Annotated in this window: 16 protein-coding genes and 1 tRNA gene; 6 read left to right on the top strand and 11 right to left on the bottom strand. The window is 74.6% G+C overall.

Annotated elements, in window-relative coordinates:
• The 3 genes from MUK52_RS24940 to MUK52_RS24930 form a co-directional block, all read right to left on the bottom strand.
• Entirely contained in the window at positions 1 to 738 is a 738-nt protein-coding gene (locus MUK52_RS24940) for a histidine phosphatase family protein (protein ID WP_114056905.1), read from the bottom strand.
• A 119-nt stretch (positions 739 to 857) separates the two neighbouring features.
• Positions 858 to 1637, bottom strand: coding sequence for a ferritin-like domain-containing protein (locus tag MUK52_RS24935; RefSeq protein ID WP_284580157.1), 780 nt, complete (start codon positions 1635 to 1637; stop codon positions 858 to 860).
• 220 nt (positions 1638 to 1857) lie between these two features.
• Entirely contained in the window at positions 1858 to 2907 is a 1050-nt protein-coding gene (locus MUK52_RS24930) for an LLM class F420-dependent oxidoreductase (RefSeq protein WP_114056907.1), read from the bottom strand.
• A gap of 100 nt (positions 2908 to 3007) precedes the next feature.
• On the opposite strand from MUK52_RS24930, the gene MUK52_RS24925 reads away from it, so the two are divergent.
• Both MUK52_RS24925 and MUK52_RS24920 read left to right on the top strand, forming a co-directional pair.
• Positions 3008 to 4000 (top strand): aldo/keto reductase, encoded by a 993-nt coding sequence (locus MUK52_RS24925; RefSeq protein WP_284580155.1) that lies wholly within the window; start codon positions 3008 to 3010, stop codon positions 3998 to 4000.
• The gene (locus MUK52_RS24920; protein WP_502963595.1) at positions 3997 to 6369 is read left to right on the top strand and encodes a helix-hairpin-helix domain-containing protein; all 2373 of its coding nucleotides are present in this window, start codon (positions 3997 to 3999) and stop codon (positions 6367 to 6369) included. Before MUK52_RS24925 ends, MUK52_RS24920 begins: the two co-directional genes overlap by 4 nt.
• A 73-nt stretch (positions 6370 to 6442) precedes the next feature.
• Here MUK52_RS24920 and MUK52_RS24915 read toward each other — a convergent pair whose 3' ends face one another.
• Positions 6443 to 7084, bottom strand: a complete 642-nt coding sequence (locus MUK52_RS24915) for a hypothetical protein (RefSeq protein WP_114056909.1) — start codon at positions 7082 to 7084, stop codon at positions 6443 to 6445.
• A gap of 47 nt (positions 7085 to 7131) precedes the next feature.
• Here MUK52_RS24915 and MUK52_RS24910 point away from each other — a divergent pair, with 47 nt between their 5' ends.
• Entirely contained in the window at positions 7132 to 7320 is a 189-nt protein-coding gene (locus tag MUK52_RS24910; RefSeq protein ID WP_073774709.1) for a DUF5703 family protein, read from the top strand.
• A 71-nt stretch (positions 7321 to 7391) separates the two neighbouring features.
• Here MUK52_RS24910 and MUK52_RS24905 read toward each other — a convergent pair whose 3' ends face one another.
• The 3 genes from MUK52_RS24905 to MUK52_RS24895 all read right to left on the bottom strand — a co-directional run bounded on the left by MUK52_RS24905 (position 7392) and on the right by MUK52_RS24895 (position 9989).
• Positions 7392 to 8201 (bottom strand): chaplin, encoded by an 810-nt coding sequence (locus tag MUK52_RS24905; protein WP_284580144.1) that lies wholly within the window; start codon positions 8199 to 8201, stop codon positions 7392 to 7394.
• A 99-nt stretch (positions 8202 to 8300) separates the two neighbouring features.
• Positions 8301 to 8534 (bottom strand): chaplin ChpH, encoded by a 234-nt coding sequence (gene chpH / locus MUK52_RS24900; protein WP_114056911.1) that lies wholly within the window; start codon positions 8532 to 8534, stop codon positions 8301 to 8303.
• A gap of 129 nt (positions 8535 to 8663) precedes the next feature.
• Positions 8664 to 9989, bottom strand: coding sequence for a M20/M25/M40 family metallo-hydrolase (locus tag MUK52_RS24895; protein WP_114056912.1), 1326 nt, complete (start codon positions 9987 to 9989; stop codon positions 8664 to 8666).
• Between the two features lie 171 nt (positions 9990 to 10160).
• Between MUK52_RS24895 and MUK52_RS24890 the strand changes: the two genes are divergently transcribed.
• Positions 10161 to 10248, top strand: a tRNA-Leu gene (locus MUK52_RS24890).
• Positions 10249 to 10394: 146 nt separating this feature from the next.
• Here the strand turns inward: MUK52_RS24890 and MUK52_RS24885 are convergent.
• From MUK52_RS24885 to MUK52_RS24875, 3 genes are all read right to left on the bottom strand, one after another.
• The gene (locus tag MUK52_RS24885; protein ID WP_114056913.1) at positions 10395 to 11831 is read right to left on the bottom strand and encodes an amino acid permease; all 1437 of its coding nucleotides are present in this window, start codon (positions 11829 to 11831) and stop codon (positions 10395 to 10397) included.
• 231 nt (positions 11832 to 12062) lie between these two features.
• Positions 12063 to 13607, bottom strand: coding sequence for an APC family permease (locus tag MUK52_RS24880; RefSeq protein ID WP_284580138.1), 1545 nt, complete (start codon positions 13605 to 13607; stop codon positions 12063 to 12065).
• A gap of 105 nt (positions 13608 to 13712) precedes the next feature.
• Positions 13713 to 14660, bottom strand: coding sequence for a hypothetical protein (locus MUK52_RS24875; RefSeq protein WP_114056915.1), 948 nt, complete (start codon positions 14658 to 14660; stop codon positions 13713 to 13715).
• A gap of 230 nt (positions 14661 to 14890) precedes the next feature.
• On the opposite strand from MUK52_RS24875, the gene MUK52_RS24870 reads away from it, so the two are divergent.
• Complete coding sequence (locus MUK52_RS24870) at positions 14891 to 15316, top strand: ASCH domain-containing protein (RefSeq protein ID WP_284580136.1); 426 nt, start codon at positions 14891 to 14893, stop codon at positions 15314 to 15316.
• A 36-nt stretch (positions 15317 to 15352) separates the two neighbouring features.
• On the opposite strand, the gene MUK52_RS24865 is transcribed toward MUK52_RS24870, so the two are convergent.
• Positions 15353 to 17008: an FAD-binding dehydrogenase gene (locus tag MUK52_RS24865; protein ID WP_114056917.1), complete on the bottom strand. Its 1656-nt coding sequence runs from the start codon at positions 17006 to 17008 to the stop codon at positions 15353 to 15355.
• Positions 17009 to 17092: 84 nt separating this feature from the next.
• On the opposite strand from MUK52_RS24865, the gene MUK52_RS24860 reads away from it, so the two are divergent.
• Positions 17093 to 17623, top strand: coding sequence for an NUDIX hydrolase (locus tag MUK52_RS24860; RefSeq protein WP_284580133.1), 531 nt, complete (start codon positions 17093 to 17095; stop codon positions 17621 to 17623).
• Positions 17624 to 17703: the final 80 nt, after the last annotated feature.

Raw genomic sequence — 17703 nt, 5'->3', positions numbered from 1 at the left:
TCACGCCGCGCCCGCACCGCCTCCCACGACCGCGTTCCCGCCGTCCTCGGTGGCGGCTTCGAAGGTCTCGGTCTCGGACGCGGCGGGGTCGGGTGCGCGGGCGGGGCGCGGCGCGAGGGAGGCGAAGTCGCCGGTGTCGCCGAGCCGGAGCAGGAACGGGCGGGTCGGCGTGTAGCGGACGGCGGTGACGGAGCAGGGGTCGACGTGGATGCGCTGGAAGAGGTCCAGGTGCATGCCGAGGGCGTCGGCGACGACGGACTTGATGATGTCGCCGTGCGAGCACATGAGGAAGACGGCGTCGGCGCCGTGCTCCTCCTCGACGCGGGCGTTCCAGTCGCGTACGGCGTCGACGGCGCGCGCCTGCATCGCCCGCATGGACTCGCCGCCGGGGAAGGCCGCGGCGGAGGGATGCTGTTGCACGATCTTCATCAGGGGTTCTTCGGCGAGTTCGGCGAGTCTGCGGTTCGACCAGTCGCCGTAGTGGCATTCGCCGATCCGCTCGTCGGTGTGCAGCGGCAGGTCGGGGCGCGCGGCGAGCAGGGGCTCCAGGGTCTCCCGGCAGCGCTGGAGCGGGCTCGTGACGGCCGCGGCGAGCGGTACGCCGGCGAGCCGTGCGGGCAGCGCGCGCGCCTGCTCCGCGCCGCGCTCGTCGAGGCCGACGCCCGGGGTCCATCCGGCGAGCAGCCCTGCGGTGTTGGCGGTGGACCGCCCGTGTCGTACGAGGATCAGCGTGGCCATGGGCGCAAGCCTAGTGCTGTGGCCGGGAAGGTTCACCGGGTCGCAGCACTAGGCGGCGGCGCGCGGTGCGGACACCGGGAGTTGGGGGACAGGGGCCGCGCGGTGTGCGCGGGCGGCCGCTACGCCGGTGCCGGGGCGGGGCTGCCGAGGGCGTCGAGGCGTTCCGGGATACGGAGGGCGACCATGCGGTGCCAGCCGGCGAACCGCTCGTACGCGTACACGGTGTGGATGCCGGCGGCGAGGGCGGCCGACTTGGCGGCGGGCCAGCGCAGCAGCCGCCCCATGTGGTCCATGACGGCGAGGCTGACGTCGCGGTAGACGGCGATCTCGGCGAGGGCGCATCGGCGCAGGACGCGCTGGATGGTGCGGCCGTGGCCGCGGCGGGCGAGGCGCAGCAGCTCCTCGTGGCAGTAGGCCAGGTGGTTGTCCTCGTCGCGGCTGATCATGCGGACGGCCCTGCCGACCTCGGGGTGGTCGCCGAAGTGCCGGACGAGCAGGGCCATCTGCTCGGCGGCCCGCTGTTCGGTGACGCGGCTGTGCGCGAGGTAGACGACGATGTCCTGCTCGGTGAGCGGCTCGTCGGCGCGCAGCCTGGCGTGGGCGAGGCCGATGCCGCGCCGCTCCAGCAGCATCGTGTAGTCGGTCTCGGGCGGGACGGGGACGGGCGGCAGTCCGCGTCTGCGGAGCAGGGCCCGGAAGATGCGGCCGTGCTTGTCCTCGTCGGCGCCGTGGCGGGCGGCCTTGGGGGCGAGGTCGCGCAGGCCGTCGGGGACGAGGGCGGCGATGCGGGCGTTCTCCCAGCCGCCCTGGGCTTCGCCGCCGGCGGCGATGGAGCAGAAAAGCCGGAAGGAGTCCTCGTCGTCGAGGATCTCCTGGAACAGGCTGCGGGCCGAGAGCATGCTCCGAGTCAACGGCGGGCCCCGCGGGCGGGCAACCGCGGGGATGTTCCCGTTCCTCCGTTCGGGCGACGGCGGGGGCGGCCGGGACATGCGTAACCCCGGGGGTGCCGCGCGCGTTGTTGCGGGTGTCGGCCGTGGCGGGGAAGACCCCCGAGCCCCCACCACGGCCGCAGGCTTCCGGGCCCCGGATCCCTCCGGGGCCCTCCCCTTGTGCCGTCCGTCAGGCGAGGCCGGCGTGCTCCAGGGCCCGGGTGCCGGCGCGGAGGGCGGTGAGCCGCTCCTCCAGGGTGAATCCGGCCGGGGCGAGGGTCAGGGTGGTGACGCCGGCCTCGGCGTAGGCCCGCATGCCGTCCGCGATGCGCTCGACGGAGCCGAGCAGGGTGGTGGAGTCGATGAGGGAGTGCGGGACGGCGGCGGCCGCTCCCGCCTTGTCGCCGGCCAGGTACTTGTCCTGGATCTCCGCGGCCTCCTTCTCGTATCCCATGCGCTGCGCGAGCTGGTTGTAGAAGTTCTGCTTCCGGCTGCCCATGCCGCCCACGTAGAGGGCGGTGTAGGGGCGGAACATGTCGGCGAGGCCGGGTACGTCGTCGCCGACGGCGAGCGGGACGGTCGGGCAGACGTCGAAGCCGTCCATGCCGAGGCCGGCCTTCTCGCGGCCGGCCCGGATGTGGCGCAGCGCGGTGGCCTCCAGGTGTTCGGCCGCGGGGAAGATCAGCAGGGCGCCGTCGGCGATCTCGCCGGTCTGCTCCAGGTTCTTCGGGCCGATGGCGGCGATGTAGAGGGGGATGCGCTCGCGCTCGGGGTGCACGGTGAGCTTGATCGGCTTGCCGGGGCCGCCCGGCAGGGGCAGGGTCCAGTGCTCGCCCTCGTAGGAGAGGCGCTCGCGGGTCATGGCCTTGCGGACGATCTCGACGTACTCGCGGGTGCGGGCGAGCGGCTTGTCGAACTTCACGCCGTACCAGCCCTCGGAGACCTGCGGGCCGGAGACGCCGAGGCCGAGGCGGAAGCGGCCCTTGGTGAGGGAGTCGAGGGTGGCGGCGGTCATCGCGGTCATCGCGGGCTGGCGGGCCGGGATCTGCATGATCGCGGAGCCGACGTCGATGCGCTCGGTCTGGGCGGCGACCCAGGACAGGACGGTGGGAGCGTCGGAGCCGTACGCCTCGGCGGCCCAGCAGACGTCGTAGCCGAGGCGGTCCGCCTCCTGGGCCACCGCGAGGTTGTCCGCGTCCATGCCGGCGCCCCAGTAGCCGAGATTGATGCCGAGCCGCATGTGTCGTCCCCTTACCGGTGTACCGATCAGTAACGTTGGTCTGGGCGGACTGTAGCGCGCCAGGGTCCGCCGCGTCAGTGCCCCAGTAGTCTCAGCGCTCATGGAGCAGAGGCATCTCGGCCGCACCGGCCTGCGCGTGTCCCGGATCGGCCTCGGCACCCTGACGTGGGGCCGTTCCGAGGACGGGCCGGACGAGGCGGGCGCCGCGGAGCAGTTGAAGGCGTTCTGGGAGGCGGGCGGCACGCTCGTCGACACCGCCGACGTGTACGGCGGCGGCGAGGCCGAGTACCTGCTGGGCCGGCTGGTGGGCTCGGTCGTGCCGCGCCGGGACCTCGTCATCGCGACGAAGGCGGGCAGCGTGCCCGACCCCGACCGGCGCTTCGACGGCTCGCGCGGGCACCTGCTGGCCGCGCTGGACGACTCCCTGGAACGCCTCGGCACGGACCATGTCGACCTGTGGCAGGTCCACGCCTTCGACCCGGCGACGCCGCTGGAGGAGACGCTGCAGGCCCTGGACCAGGCCGTGGGCAGCGGGCGCGCCCGGTACGCCGGGGTGTCGAACTTCAGCGGCTGGCAGCTGGCCAAGGCGGCCACCTGGCAGCTGGCGGCGCCGGGCGGGCGGACCCGGCTGGCGAGCACGCAGATGGAGTACTCGCTGCTCCAGCGGGGCGTGGAGCGGGAGGTGCTGCCCGCGGCCCGCGACCTGGGTGTCGGGCTGCTGCCGTCCTCGCCGCTGGGTCGGGGGGTCCTGACGGGCAAGTACCGGACGGGCACCCCGGCCGACTCGCGGGGCGCGTCCCCGGCCATGGCGGGCTTCGTCGAGCCGTACCTCGACGAGGGGGCGGCCGGCATCGTGGACGCCGTGGCGACGGCCGCGCACGGCCTGGCGGTGACGCCGCTGCAGGTCGCGCTGGCGTGGGTGCGGGACCGGCCGGGGGTGGTCGCGCCGATCGTCGGCGCGCGGACGTCCGCGCAGCTCGCGGAGGCCCTGTCGGTGGAGGAGCTTACGCTTCCGGAGGAGATCTGCCGGGCGCTGGACGACGTGTCGGCGCCGGTGCACCGCTACCCCGACCAGGACTGGAGCACGCTGTGAGCACGGACCGCGACACCGAGGCCGCTGCCGCGGAAACCCCGACGCCGCCCGCCGGCCAGGAGCCGCCCGGCACCCCGCCGCCCGCCGCACCGGCCGAAGCCGCGGCCGGCGAGGGCGGCGGGCGCCCGCCGGCGGAGGAGGACGGGGCGGCGGAAGACCCCGCAGGCCCGGGGCCCGGTGCGGCCGGCGGCAGCGCCGCGGAGCCGGTGGCTCAGGCCGAGGGCGGGGCCGGAGAGGACTCCGCGGGCGGCGGCCGGGAGTCCGGGGACCCGCAGGCCGCGGCCGACGGCGACGCTCCGGAGGCCGCGGCTCCGGCGGCCTCGGCTCCGGACGGGGCGGCCGCCGGGGACGCCGGCGGGGACGGGGCGGCGCAGCCCAGCGAGGCCGAGGCCGAGCTCGCGGCGCAGCGGTACGAGCGGGAGCGGATCGCGCGCCGCAAGGCGGAACGCCAGGCCCCGGTGGAGGCGGGCGGCAAGCTGAGCGGCAGGGCCGCCGATCTGCTGGCCGCCGTACGGGCCGTGGAGAGCGGGAAGCCCGCGCCGGCGTACTTCGACGACGCCCCGGCCGTCCCGCGCCGGACCGCACCGCAGGCCCCCGCAGCCCGCGCCCCCGAGCCTGCCCCGCAGCCGCCGCGGCCGCGCCCGGAGGCCGCGGCGCCCGCCGCGCCGCCCGCGGAGCGCGTCGAGGCCGTCCGGGCCGTGCTCGCGCGCGGCGGCGCCCCGGCGGAGCTGGCCGCTCCGGCGGCGGCCGCGCTCGGCGAGGACGCGGCCGGGCAGCTCGCCGAGGACCCGTGGCGGCTCCTCGCCGTCGCGGGCGTCCGACCGAGCCAGGCGGACGGGTTCGCGCGCGCCCTGCTCGGCCCCGGCGCCGGTCCGGCCGACGAGCGCCGCGCCGCAGCGCTCGTCGGCTGGCTGCTGGAGCAGGCCGCGCTCAAGGGGCACACCGCCCTGGAGGCCGCCGCCCTGGAGGCCGCCCTGGCCGGCTACGGGGTCCCCGCCCCAGCCGAGGCGCTCGGCCAGGCCATCGCCGAGGGCCTGGTCCTCGTGTTCCACGAGCCGGTGGCCGAGTCGGCCGCCCGCGCCGCGCAGCCCGCGGACCCCGAGGCAGACGCCGACGCCGGGCAGCCCGTACGCGTCCTCGTCGGCCTGGAGGGCCACGCGCTGGCCGAGGAGAGCCTGGCCGACGGCCTGGCCCGGCTGACCGGCACCTTCACCGGCGAGGGCGCCGCCGCCTGGGACCCGTCCACGGCCGGCGCCGGCGCCGAGCTGGTCCGCGCCGCCGCGGCGCACGGCCTCGTCGTGCACACCGGCGGCGAGGCCGCCCGCGCCGAGCCGCTGGCCCTGGCGGCGGCAGCCCGGGAGCACGGCCTGCGCACCTGCCTCGCCGCGCACGCCCCCGCGCCGGGGGCCGTCACCGTGGCCGGGCTGCTCGCCGGGGCGGAGGGACCCGAGCGGGACGCGGACGGCCGGTTCGCACTGGACCTGCTGGTCGTGCTGGACGCGCCGCAGCTCGACGTGGAGACCGCGGCAGCCCTGGTGGAGTCGGTTCCGGACGGCGCGCGCCTGGTGCTGTCCGGGGACCCCGCGGTCCTGGGCTCGGCGGGCCCCGGCCGGGTGTTCGCGGACGTCCTCGCGGCCCGTGTCTGCCCGCAGGTCGCCTCCCGTGTCCCGGACCCGGGCCCGATCGGCGAGCTGGTCTCGGGCATCGGGATCGGCGAGCTGAACCAGGTGGACGCCCCCGGCCGGGAGGTCGTGATCGTTCCCGTCCGCGATGCCGGCGAGGCGGTGCACCGCACGGTGCAGCTGGTCGCCGAATCCGTGCCGCGGGCCTTCGGCATCGGGGCGGACGGGGTGCAGGTCATCACCCCGGGCCACGGCGGCTCGGCGGGCACGCGCGCGCTGAACGCGGCCCTGAAGGAGCGGCTGAACCCGGGCCCGGGCCGCTTCGGCGGCTTCGACCCCGGCGACCGCGTCGTCCACGTGCCGTCGCCCGGGCGGGCCGTCCCTGCGCGGGTGGTGTCGGCGGACGCCGCGGGACTGCACCTGGACGCCGCGGGCGCGCGGGTCGTCGTACCGAAGGAGCTGGTGGAGTCGCGGGTGCGGCACGGCTGGGCGGTCACGGCGCACCAGGCCGTCGGCGCGCGCTGGCCGGCGGTGGTCGTCGTCCTGCCGGGGGACGCGGTGCCCGCCCTGTCGCGGGACTGGGTGTACACGGCGTTCGGGCGGGCCGAGCGGCACCTGTCGGTGGTGCACGGCGTCGACCAGGCGCTGCCGCGCGCGGTCGCAGAGGTGCTGCCGAAGCCGCGGACGACGCGGCTGGCGGGCCTGCTGCGGGGCCTCGCGGCCGCGGCGCAGGAACAGCCGCAGTAGCAGCGCGGCCAGGCGGCCGGCCTCCCGTCCCGTTGCGGGCGGGGGCCGGCCGCGGCTGCGGCACGGGGCCGGGTCAGGCGGGCGTCAGGCCGGGCTCCGCGGCCTCGTCGTCCTCCTCGTCGTCGTCGAAGACGGAGCTGACGTCGAACCGGTGCAGGACGTCCTGCGGGTCCGTGCTGCCGAACGGCGCGGCGAGCCACTCCCCCGGCTCCGGGATCTCGTGGGACGCGGCGATCCACAGTGTCGAGTCGCCCTCCTCCAGGCCGAAGTCCTTGGCCCGGGCGGCGATTTCGTCGGGCTCGTACTCCCCGAAGAGGACGCCCAGCGCTCCGGCCGTGCCCCCGTCGTGGACGAGTTCGGCGTCGCGGTCGTGCGCGGCGACCCGGTCCGCCTGGGCGACGAGCCGCCCCGGGTGCACGACGGCGTAGTCGCGGCGGATGAGCACGCTGAAGGCGGCGGGCTCGGCGGGTCCGGCGTACGGGGCTCCGTCCTCGGGGGTGGGGATCTCGAACGGGGTGACCTCGTCGTAGCGGTCGTAGAGGAGTTCGTCGTACTCCTCGGCTGCGGCGGCGAGTTCGTTGAAAGCGGCGTAGACGGCCGGGTCCTCGTCCCCGACCCTGCTCTCGACAGCGGCGAGGTGGCGGTCGATGGCGGCCTTGACGGCCTCGGCGGCGGCGCGAACCTCGGCAACAGTGGGCAGAGCGGCATCAGACATAGGGCAGACGCTATCCGTAGCGGGGCGGTGCCCGCACAATAGATGCGATGCCGGAATACGAATTCGTCGACGTGTACGTGCCTCGCGGGGTCCCCCGCAAAGAGGCGACCCGACTGCTGACCGACCACGCCGAGTACGGGAACTGGGAGCTCGACCGGCTGAGCCTGCACCGGGACGGAAGCCGCAGGGTGCGGCTGCGCCGCAGGATCATCCGTCAGGTCCGGGCGACCTGGTGACGGGCTGACCTGGCGGCATGGCGCGGGCCCCGCTCCCGGGAGGGCGGGGCCCGCGCTGTGACGGCGCCGCGTCAGGCCGCGGCGCGGGCCCGCCGGTAGAGCACGGCTCCGGCCAGGAGCGTGCCGGCGGCCAGCGGCAGTGCGACGCCGAGGACGTCGCCGGCGCCGGTCGCGGCAAGCCCGGCCTGCCGGGGCGGCGCGATCCCGGCCCCGGGCCCGCCGGGCCCGCCCCCGGGCGTCACCGAACCGCCGTCGGGGCTGCCCGGGGTGCCGGGCTGGTTCGGAGTGCCGGGCTGGCCCGGGGTGCCGGGGTTACCCGGGGTGCCGGGGTTACCCGGGGTGCCGGGGTTACCCGGGGTGCCGGGGTTACCCGGCTGCCCAGGATTACCGGGGTTCTCGGGGTTGCCGGGGTTGCCGGGGTTGCCGGGGTTGCCGGGGTTGCCGGGCTGCCCGGGCTGGCCCGGCCCCTCCTCCTCGTCACACGGTTCGTCCGGGACCTGCGGACCGCCCGGATTGCCCGGCTGACCGGGGTTCCCCGGCTGGCCCGGGTTACCGGGATCGCCCGGCTGGCCCGGGGTGCCGGGGTTCCCCGGCTGGCCCGGACTGCCCGGCCGGCCGCCGCCGTTGGTGCAGCCGTTGCCGAACGCCGGGTTCAGCAGCCCGATGACGTCGATCGTGTTGCCGCAGACGTTCACCGGCGCGTCCACCGGGGCCTGCACGTTGTTGCCGGACAGCACGCCCGGCGAGCCGGCGGCCTGCCCCGACGCCGCGGCTCCGGTGCCGCCGGCCGCCTGCGCGTACCCCCCGCCCAGGGCGAGGACGCCCCCGGCCGCGGCCATCGTGATCAGGGTCTTCCTCGCCGCCGCTGCCTGTCGTCGCATCTCTTCCATCCCCCTGCCGTATACAAGAACACCGGGCCCGAAAGCCCGGCGGCCCCGGAGCGCTGGATTGCGCTCCGGGGCCCCAAGACCTCAGGTGCGTCAGGCGTTGACGCAGGTGTTGCCGAAGGCCGGGTTCAGCAGGCCGACGACGTTGATGGTGTTGCCGCAGACGTTCACCGGGATGTGGACCGGGACCTGGACGACGTTGCCGGACAGGACGCCGGGGGAGCCGATGGCCGCACCCTGCGCACCCGCGTCGGCAGCCGCCACGCCCGCACCCGCCAGAACCAGACCACCGGTGGCAGCGGCAGCGGCCACAACCTTCTTCAGCATTGTTCCTCCTAGTAGGCAATGCGGTCCCAGCCGCGGACCGCACCACCTGTAACGAGGAGGGATCACCGGGGCTACGAGCGTATGAGCGCATTCACTCTTCCCGGTGGTCTGTGCACACCTTCGCGATTCTCAGCAGTTGTCAATGAATCGGTCGAGGACCCGCACGCCGAACTTCAGCCCGTCGACCGGCACCCGCTCGTCCACGCCGTGGAACATGCCGGCGAAGTCCAGCTCGGGCGGCAGCTGGAGCGGCGCGAAGCCGAAGCAGCGGATGCCGAGGTCGTCGAAGGACTTGGCGTCCGTACCGCCGGAGAGCATGTACGGGACGGCGCGCGCGATCGGGTCCTCCGCCTTGAGTGCGCCCTGCATGGCATCCACGAGCCGACCGTCGAAGTCGGTCTCCAGGGCCCGGTCCCCGTGGACGTCCTCCCGCTTCACACGAGGCCCGAGGATGCGGTCGAGGTCGGCGAAGAACTCGTCCTCGTAGCCGGGCAGGAAGCGGCCGTCGACGTGCGCGGTGGCCTGGCCGGGGATGACGTTGACCTTGTAGCCGGCGCCGAGCATCGTCGGGGCGGCCGAGTTGCGCAGCGTCGCGCCGACCATTTTCGCGATGCCGCCCAGCTTGGCGAGGGTGGCGTCCATGTCGTCCGGGTCGAGGGGGGTGCCCAGCGCGTCGGACAGCTCGTCCAGGAAGGACCGCACCGTCTTGGTGACGCGGACCGGCCACTGGTGCCGGCCGAGCCGCCCCACGGCCTCGCACAGCTCCGTGATCGCGTTGTCGGTGTTCGTCATGGAGCCGTGGCCCGCGGTGCCCTCCACGGTCAGGCGCATCCAGTGCATGCCCTTCTGGGCCGTCTCGACGAGGTAGAGGCGCAGGTTCTCGTTGACGGTGAAGGAGAAGCCGCCGACCTCGCCGATCGCCTCGGTGACGCCCTCGAAGAGCCCGGGGTGGTGGTCGACCAGGTGGCGGGCGCCGTACACGCCGCCCGCCTCCTCGTCGGCGAGGAACGCGAGGACGATGTCGCGCGGCGGCTTGCGGCCGCTGCGCAGGCGGTCGCGGACGACGGCCAGCGTCATCGCGTCCATGTCCTTCATGTCGACGGCGCCGCGGCCCCAGACGCAGCCGTCGGCGATCTCCCCGGAGAACGGGTCGTACGTCCAGTCGGCGGCGTTGGCCGGGACGACGTCGGTGTGCCCGTGGATCAGCAGGGCGGGCCGCGAGGGGTCCTCCCCCTCGATGCGGGCCACGGTCGAGGCCCGGCCCTTGTGGGACTCGAAGATCTGCGGCTCCAGGCCGACCTCCGCGAGCTTCTCGGCGACCCACTCGGCGGCCTTGCGCTCACCGGGGCCCGAGTGGTCCCCGTAGTTGCTCGTGTCGATCCGGATGAGGTCCCGGCAGAGGTCGACGACCTCGTCCTCTCCGGAGACGGTCCTGCCCGCGCTCGACTCGCTCACGCTGCTTCCTCCCACTGATCAGTACCGACGGCTGCGCCTCCCCATCCTCCCGCGCCGGCCCGCCGCACCCAAGGGCGATCCCCGGCCGCAGGGGGTGTGATCGGGCCCCCTGAATGTTTGGTAATGTTTTCCACGTCGGAACGGCCGAGCGGCCGGGAAGACAGACACCTTGTCCGGGTGGCGGAATGGCAGACGCGCTAGCTTGAGGTGCTAGTGCCCTTTATCGGGCGTGGGGGTTCAAGTCCCCCCTCGGACACCACGGGAAGACCCCCGCTTCGGCGGGGGTCTTCTTTCTGTTGTTCCGGGGTCGGCGGACGGGGAGAGCCCGCGTGCGGCAGGCGGGGACGCCGGCCTGCAACGCGGAAGGACCCCGCCGTCGGGCGGGGTCCTTCGGAGGCGGGGGTGTCAGCGGCCGGCGGCGATCTTCGCCACGCGGCGGCGGACCAGGAACCAGCCGACGACCAGCATCGCGCCGATCACCGGGACGCACATGACCGTGGTGCGGCCCACGCCGCCGTCGCACCACATCAGCACGAGCACGGTGAACAGGAACACCAGGGTGATGATCTGGGTGTACGGGGACCAGGGCAGGCGGTAGGCGGGCCGCTCGACCAGGCCCTGCCGGGAGCGCTGCCAGAACAGCAGCGAGCAGAGCATGACCATGCCCCAGGTGCCGAGGATGCCGAGCGAGGCGAAGTTCAGGACGAGCTCGAAGGCGTCCTTCGGCATCAGGTAGTTCAGGCCGACGCCGGCGAGGCCGAAGGCCGCGGTGAACAGGACGCCGCCGTAGGGGACCTTGCCCTTGTTCATGCGGCCGGTGAACTTCGGGGCGGAGCCGGACATGGCCATCGAGCGCAGGATGCGGCCGGTGGAGTACAGGCCGGAGTTCAGGCTCGACAGGGCGGCGGTCAGCACGACGAGGTTCATGATGCCGGCGGTGCCGGGGATGCCGAGCTTGTCGAAGACCGTGACGAAGGGGCTCTGGTCGGCGGAGTACGCGGTGTACGGCAGGAGCATCGCCAGCAGGACGACCGAGCCGACGTAGAACAGGCCGACGCGCCACATGATCGAGTTGATCGCCTTCGGCATGATCTTCTCGGGGTTCTCGGTCTCGCCGGCGGCGACGCCGCACAGCTCGACGGAGGCGTACGCGAAGACGACGCCCTGGACCACCAGGAGCATCGGCAGGACGCCGGACGGGAAGAGGCCGCCGTTGTCGGTGATCGTCGACAGGCCCGGGGTGTGGCCGCCGATGTCGTGGCTCGTGGCGACCAGGTAGATCGCGACGATCAGGAAGATCACCAGGGCTGCGACCTTGACCAGCGAGAACCAGAACTCCATCTCGCCGAAGTACTTCACCGAGATCAGGTTCGCGGTCAGGACGACGGCGAGCGCGATGAGGGCGAGCACCCACTGGGGGACGGAGGTGAACATCGACCAGAAGTGCGCGTAGGTCGCGGCGGCCGTGATGTCCGCCACGGTGGTGGTCGACCAGTTCAGGAAGTACAGCCAGCCGGCCGTGTAGGCGCCCTTCTCCCCCATGAACTCGCGCGCGTACGAGACGAACGCGCCGGAGGACGGGCGGTACAGGACGAGCTCGCCGAGCGCGCGGACGACGAAGAACGCGAAGATGCCGCACACGGCGTAGGCGATGGCCAGGGACGGTCCCGCACCGGCGAGCCTGCCGCCCGCGCCGAGGAACAGGCCGGTGCCTATCGCCCCGCCGATGGCGATCATGTTGATGTGGCGGGACTTGAGGTCCTTGCTGTAACCCTCGTCACCTGCGTCGACGTGACTGGAGGACGCCGTGGCCGGGGCCTCGGTCAAGGTGCGGTCACTCATATGGGACTTCGCCTTCGTGGGTGGGACAGGCATGGCGGACCGCCCCACAAGGGACTCGGGTGGTGTCACCTGTGCGGGGGTCCGGGAGTTTTTGTCGCCATAGGAGACCATGAGCGTCGGCCGTGGCCAAAACCAGGCCCCGCAGACGAAGGCCCCCGACGACCTTGGAAACGGTCGTCGGGGGCCTTGTGCAGGGCTGAAAGCGAGGGCGCCAGGCCCTGCGGAGCGGGATCAGGTGCGGGACGCCGTCCCGGCCGCCTGGTCGAGGCGGAAGGCCTCGTTGCCGAGGCCGATCCGGGCGTGCACCTCGGGGCGGCGTACGCGCAGCACGGCGCCGTACACGAGGCCGCCGACGGCCGCGAGGCCGATGACCGCGGGCAGCAGCCAGCCGAGGACCGAGCCCTCCCCGGCGCCGACGAGGACGCCGAAGTCCTTCACCGTGTACACGGCGATGCCGAGCAGGGCGGTGCCGGCGAGCCCGGCGGCGACGAGCCGCCACAGCTGGGCGCCCGCGGTGCCCCGGCGGACGAAGAAGGCGATCACGGCGAACGAGGCGGCCGACATGAGGAGCGTCACACCGAGGGCGCCGACGCTGCCCATCCACGTGAACAGGTGCAGCACCGGCGCGGTGGGGTCGCCGACCGGGTTGTCGTCGGTGACGGCGAAGGCGAGGACGACGAGGGCGGCCACGACGGTCTGCATCAGCGAGCCGGTGGCGGGCGCCCCGGTGCCGGGGTTGGTCCGGCCGAAGGCGGCCGGGAGCAGTCCCTCGCGGCCCATGGCGAAGGCGTAGCGGGCGACCACGTTGTGGAAGCTGATCATGGCCGCGAAGATGCCGCTCACGAACAGGACGTGCAGGACGTCGGTGAAGGTGCCGCCGAGGCGGGCCTCGGTGAGCTGGAAGAGCAGGCCGGGCCCGGCCTCCGCGGAGGCCTTGACGACCTCGGAGGGGCCGGTGGCGACGGTGAGGGCCCAGGAGCTCACCGCGAAGAAGAGGGCGACGAAGCCGACGGCGAGGAACATGACGCGGGAGACGACGATGTGCGGCCGGCTGGTCTCCTCGGCGTAGACCGGGGACTGCTCGAAGCCGACGAACGCGGCGATGCAGAAGCACAGGGCGGTGCCGAGGCCCGCCCCGCCGAGGGCGGCCGGGTCGAAGGCGTGCAGCGAGACGCCCTCGGGGCCGGGCTCGGCGAGGGCGGCGACGTCGAAGATGACGACGAGGACGCACTCGATCAGAAGCAGGGCGCCGAGGACGCGGGCGTTCAGGTCGATCTTCAGCCAGCCGAGCCCGCCGGTCACGGCGACGGCGGCCAGGGCGGGGATCCACCAGGCGAGCTCGGTGTCCAGATAGGTGGCGAAGAGGCCGGAGACCTCGAAGCCGAGGATGCCGTAGACGCCGACCTGCATCGCGCTGTACGCGATGAGGGCGACGAGCGAGGCGCCGGTGCCTGCGGTGGGGCCGAGGCCGCGGGCTATGTACGCGTAGAAGGCGCCGGCGTTGTGGACGTGCCGGCTCATCTCCGCGTAGCCGACGCTGAAGAGGGCGAGCACGAGGCCGAGGATCACGAAGAGCAGCGGCTGTCCGACGATGCCCATCACGCCGAACGTGGTGGGCATCACGCCGGCGACGACCATGAGCGGGGCGCTCGCGGCCAGTACGGAGAGCAGCAGGCCGGCGGTGCCGAGGCGGCCGGCGCGCAGGGCGCGGTCCTGGCCCTTGTAGGTCCGGATCTCGGGCGGGGTGCCGAGCGCGGTGGATCTGCCCGTCGCCATGCGGGTGTCCTTTCGGGGGGAAGGTCGAGCAGGGGGGGTCGAGCGGGGCCGTGCAGGGTGGTGCGGTGCGCGGGGGTGGTGGTGCGGCGCGCCCGGCGGGGGTGGTCAGGCGGTGCCGAGCGCGGCGCTGCGCGCCGCGAGGAAGGCTTTCTGCGGGTCGAGGTCCGGGTAGGACCAGGGGGCCGGGGTGGCGTGGCTGCCGATGCGGTGGAAGAGGGCGGCGGCCTCGGCGGGCCGGCCCTCGCACAGCTTGGCGTGGGCGAGGAAGTTCAGGTCGACGCGGTTGCGGGGGTGGTCCTCCCGCTCCCATTCCAGCCACCAGTCGAACGCGGAGCGCAGCACCTGGCGGGCCCGGCGGTTCGACCAGTGCGCGGCGGCGCTGTCGGGGCCGGCGCCGTGGACGGCGGCCAGGACCCGGTAGCGCTCGGCGTGCGCGATGACCGGGAGGACGGCCAGCGGGGAGTCGGCCGGGGACTCCTCGGCGGCCCAGGCCGCGAAGTCGTACACCTCGTGGAGGGGGTCCTGTCCGGCGGCCGGTGCGTGCTCGGCGAGGCGGGCGACCATGAGGTGGTGGGCGTGGTGGTGCTCCCGGTGGCGGGCGCGCACCTGGTCGAAGTGGCGGCTGAACTCCTCCTGGGAGCCGTAGGCGCGGGAGAGCATGAGCAGCCCGAGCCAGGGCGTCGGGTCGGCCGGCAGGAGTGCGGCGGCGCGGTGGCAGGCCTCCTCGGCGGCCTCCGGGGTGCCCTTGCGGCGGAGGGCGGCGAAGACGGAGGCGCAGGCGAGGAGGGTGGCGGCGTCGGCGCTCTCGGGTTCGGCGAGCAGCCATTCGCGGGCCCAGGCCAGGGCGGCGGGGGTCTCGGCGAGGACGACGACGCGGTGGCCGCGGCGGTCCCAGTCGTCGCCGGTGCCGGCCAGGAGGGCGCGTGCCTTGGCCCACCTGCCCTGGGTGAACCGGGCGCGGACGTCGACCAGTTCGGTGTCGCAGAGGGCCGGGTCGAAGAGCTGGGCGTCCCGCTTGCGGGTGCGGCCGAGGGGCGGCGGAGGCGGGGACATCCGCGGATTTCCCTCCAGGACACGGGCGCGGTGACGGGCTGACGGACGGTGGACGTGACGGGAACGGCTGGAATGATCACGCACAGCAAACCGGTAGGCACAGCTCCGAGTCAAGGTCCGGTCCGCCGGGTGGCGTGTTTCAACTGGTGCGGTGCGGCCGATAGTTGGGGGCGGACCGGCGCGGTCCGGCGCGGTCCGGCCGGACGGCGGGCGGGCCGTAGGGTGGGCCCATGGAGACGCATGAGGGGCTGCCCCCGTACCTGCTCGGGTTCCCCGGGCCGCTGCGCGACGCGCTGGTGGCGGCCGTGCTGAGCGGGGCGAAGACCACGACGACGGGGCTGCTGGCCGCGTACGAGGCGGAGGGCGATCCCCTTCCCGCGGCGGGCGACCGGGCGGTCCTCGTCGACTCCGGCGAGCGCCCGGTGGCCGTGGTGGAGGTGGCGGAGGTGCGGGTGCTGCGGCTCGCCGACGTGGACCTGCGGCACGCCGCGGACGAGGGCGAGGGGTACGGGTCAGTGGCCGAATGGCGTGCGTCCCACGAGCGGTTCTGGCACGGCGAGGAGATCCGTACGGTGCTGGGCGACCCGGACTACGCGGTCGGCGACGACACCCTCGTCGTCGCCGAGCGGTTCCGGGTGGTCTCCCGCCTGTCCTGACCCCCGCCGCGGCGGTCGGCCCGGCAGCCCGGGGGGTCAGCCCACGGCGGCGGCCGCCGCCCGGCCGGCGGCGCGGCCCGAGAAGAGGCAGCCGCCGAGGAAGGTGCCCTCCAGGGCACGGTAGCCGTGGACGCCGCCGCCGCCGAACCCGGCCGCCTCCCCGGCCGCGTACAGGCCGGGCAGCGGCTCGCCGGAGTCGGTGAGGACGCGCGAGGACAGGTCGGTCTCCAGGCCGCCGAGGGACTTGCGGGTCAGGATGGACAGGCGTACGGCGATCAGCGGGCCTGCGGCGGGGTCGAGGATGCGGTGCGGGGCTGCGGTGCGGACCAGCCGGTCGCCGAGGTACCTGCGGGCGCCGTGGACGGCGGTGACCTGGAGGTCTTTGGTGAAGGGGTTGGCGATCTCCCGGTCGCGGGCGGTGACCTCGCGGCGGACGGTGTCCTCGTCGAGCAGGCCGAGGCCGGTGACGGCGTTCATGCCGCGCACGAGGGCGGGCAGGCTGCGCTCGACGACGAAGTCCGCTCCGCGGTCCATGAAGGCCTGGACGGGCCCCGGTACGGCCTGCCGGGCCCGGTCGACGACACCGCGCACGGACCTGCCGGTCAGGTCGGGGTTCTGCTCGGAGCCGGAGAGGCCGAACTCCTTGCCGATGATGCGGCGGTTGAGGACGAACCAGGTGTGGTCGTGGCCGGTCCGCATGATGTGGTCGAGGGTGCCGAGGGTGTCGAAGCCGGGGAAGAGCGGTACGGGCAGCCGCCGGCCGGTGGCGTCCAGCCAGAGCGAGGAGGGGCCCGGGAGGATGCGGATGCCGTGGCGGGCCCAGATCGGGTCCCAGTTGGCGATGCCCTCGGTGTAGTGCCACATGCGGTCCTTGTTGACGTGGCGGGCGCCGGCGTCCTCGGCGACGCCCAGCATCAGGCCGTCCACATGGGCGGGGACGCCGCAGAGCATGCGCTCCGGCGGGGTGCCGAGCCGGTCCGGCCACTGCTTGCGGACGAGGTCGTGGTTGCCGCCTATCCCGCCGCTGGCCACGATCACCGCCTGGGCGCGCAGCGAGAAAGCGCCGACCGGCTCGCGGCTGCTGGCGCAGCCCCGTGCGGCGGAGGACGGCTCCAGGATCTCGCCGGTGACGGTGTCGAGCGCGCCGGCGGTGCGGGAGAGCCCGGTGACGCGGTGGCGGAACAGCATCCGGACCCGGCCGCGGGCGGCGCCCTCGCGGACGCGGCGCTCGAAGGGCTCGACGAGGCCGGGGCCGGTGCCCCAGGTGATGTGGAAGCGGGGGACGGAGTTGCCGTGGCCGAGGGCGCCGTAGCCGCCCCGTTCGGCCCAGCCGACGACGGGGAAGAAGCGGACGCCGAGGCGGTGCAGCCAGGGCCGCTTCTCCCCGGCCGCGAAGTCGACGTACGCCTCGGCCCAGCGGCGCGGCCAGGCGTCCTCCTCGCGGTCGAATCCGGCGGTGCCGAGCCAGTCCTGGAGGGCGAGTTCGCGGCTGTCCTTGATGCGCATCCGGCGCTGTTCGGGGGAGTCGACGAGGAACAGGCCGCCGAAGGACCAGTGGGCCTGGCCGCCGGCCGACTGCGCGGGCTCCTGGTCGAGCAGGATCACGCTGCGGCCCGCGTCGGCGAGTTCGGCGGTGGCCGCGAGGCCCGCGAGGCCCGCCCCGATCACGATCACGTCTGCGTCGTACGCCATGCGAAGTCGCCCTCCGGTCGCCGGTGGGGCCGATCCTTTGCCACGGGGCGGCAAGCCGTCAATGGCGGTGCTTGGATGGGCCGCATGGGTGCTGCAGACGAGGTGCTGGACGTGGTGGACCGCGACGACCGGGTGACCGGCCGGGCGCCGCGCGGCGAGGTGTACGCGCGGGGCCTGCTCCACCGGTGCGTGTTCGTGCTGGCCAGGGACGACCGGGGGCGGGTCTTCGTGCACCGGCGGACGGCGTCGAAGCTGGTCTTCCCCTCCCGCTACGACATGTTCGTGGGCGGGGTGCTCGGGGCGGGCGAGGACTACGCCTCGGCCGCGCTGCGGGAGGCGGAGGAGGAGCTCGGGGTGTCCGGGCTGGCCCGGCCGGAGCCGCTGTTCAAGTTCCTGTACGAGGGGCCGGGCGGGGGCTGGTGGTCGTACGTGCACGAGGTGCGCTGCGGCGGGCTGGAGGTGCGGCCGCAGGAGTCGGAGGTGGCCTGGCATGCCTGGCTGCCGGAAAACGAGCTGGAGGGCCGGATCGCGGACGGCTCCTGGCCGTGGGTGCCGGACGGGCTGGAGGCGTACCGGCGGCTGCGCGCCTTCCGGGAGGGCGGGGAGCGGGGCTGACGGGCGGGGCGGGGAGTGGGGCGGGCCGGGGGCCTGCGGCGGGCGGGGCCCGTGGCGCGCGGCGGTCCGGGGGCGGGACG

Origin of the sequence: Streptomyces sp. 2P-4 (assembly GCF_030167965.1) — a bacterium.
In the GTDB taxonomy this organism is placed as follows: domain Bacteria; phylum Actinomycetota; class Actinomycetes; order Streptomycetales; family Streptomycetaceae; genus Streptomyces; species Streptomyces globosus_A.
Note: the sequence above shows the minus strand (reverse complement) of the source record. Positions and strands in the feature narration are given on the sequence as shown.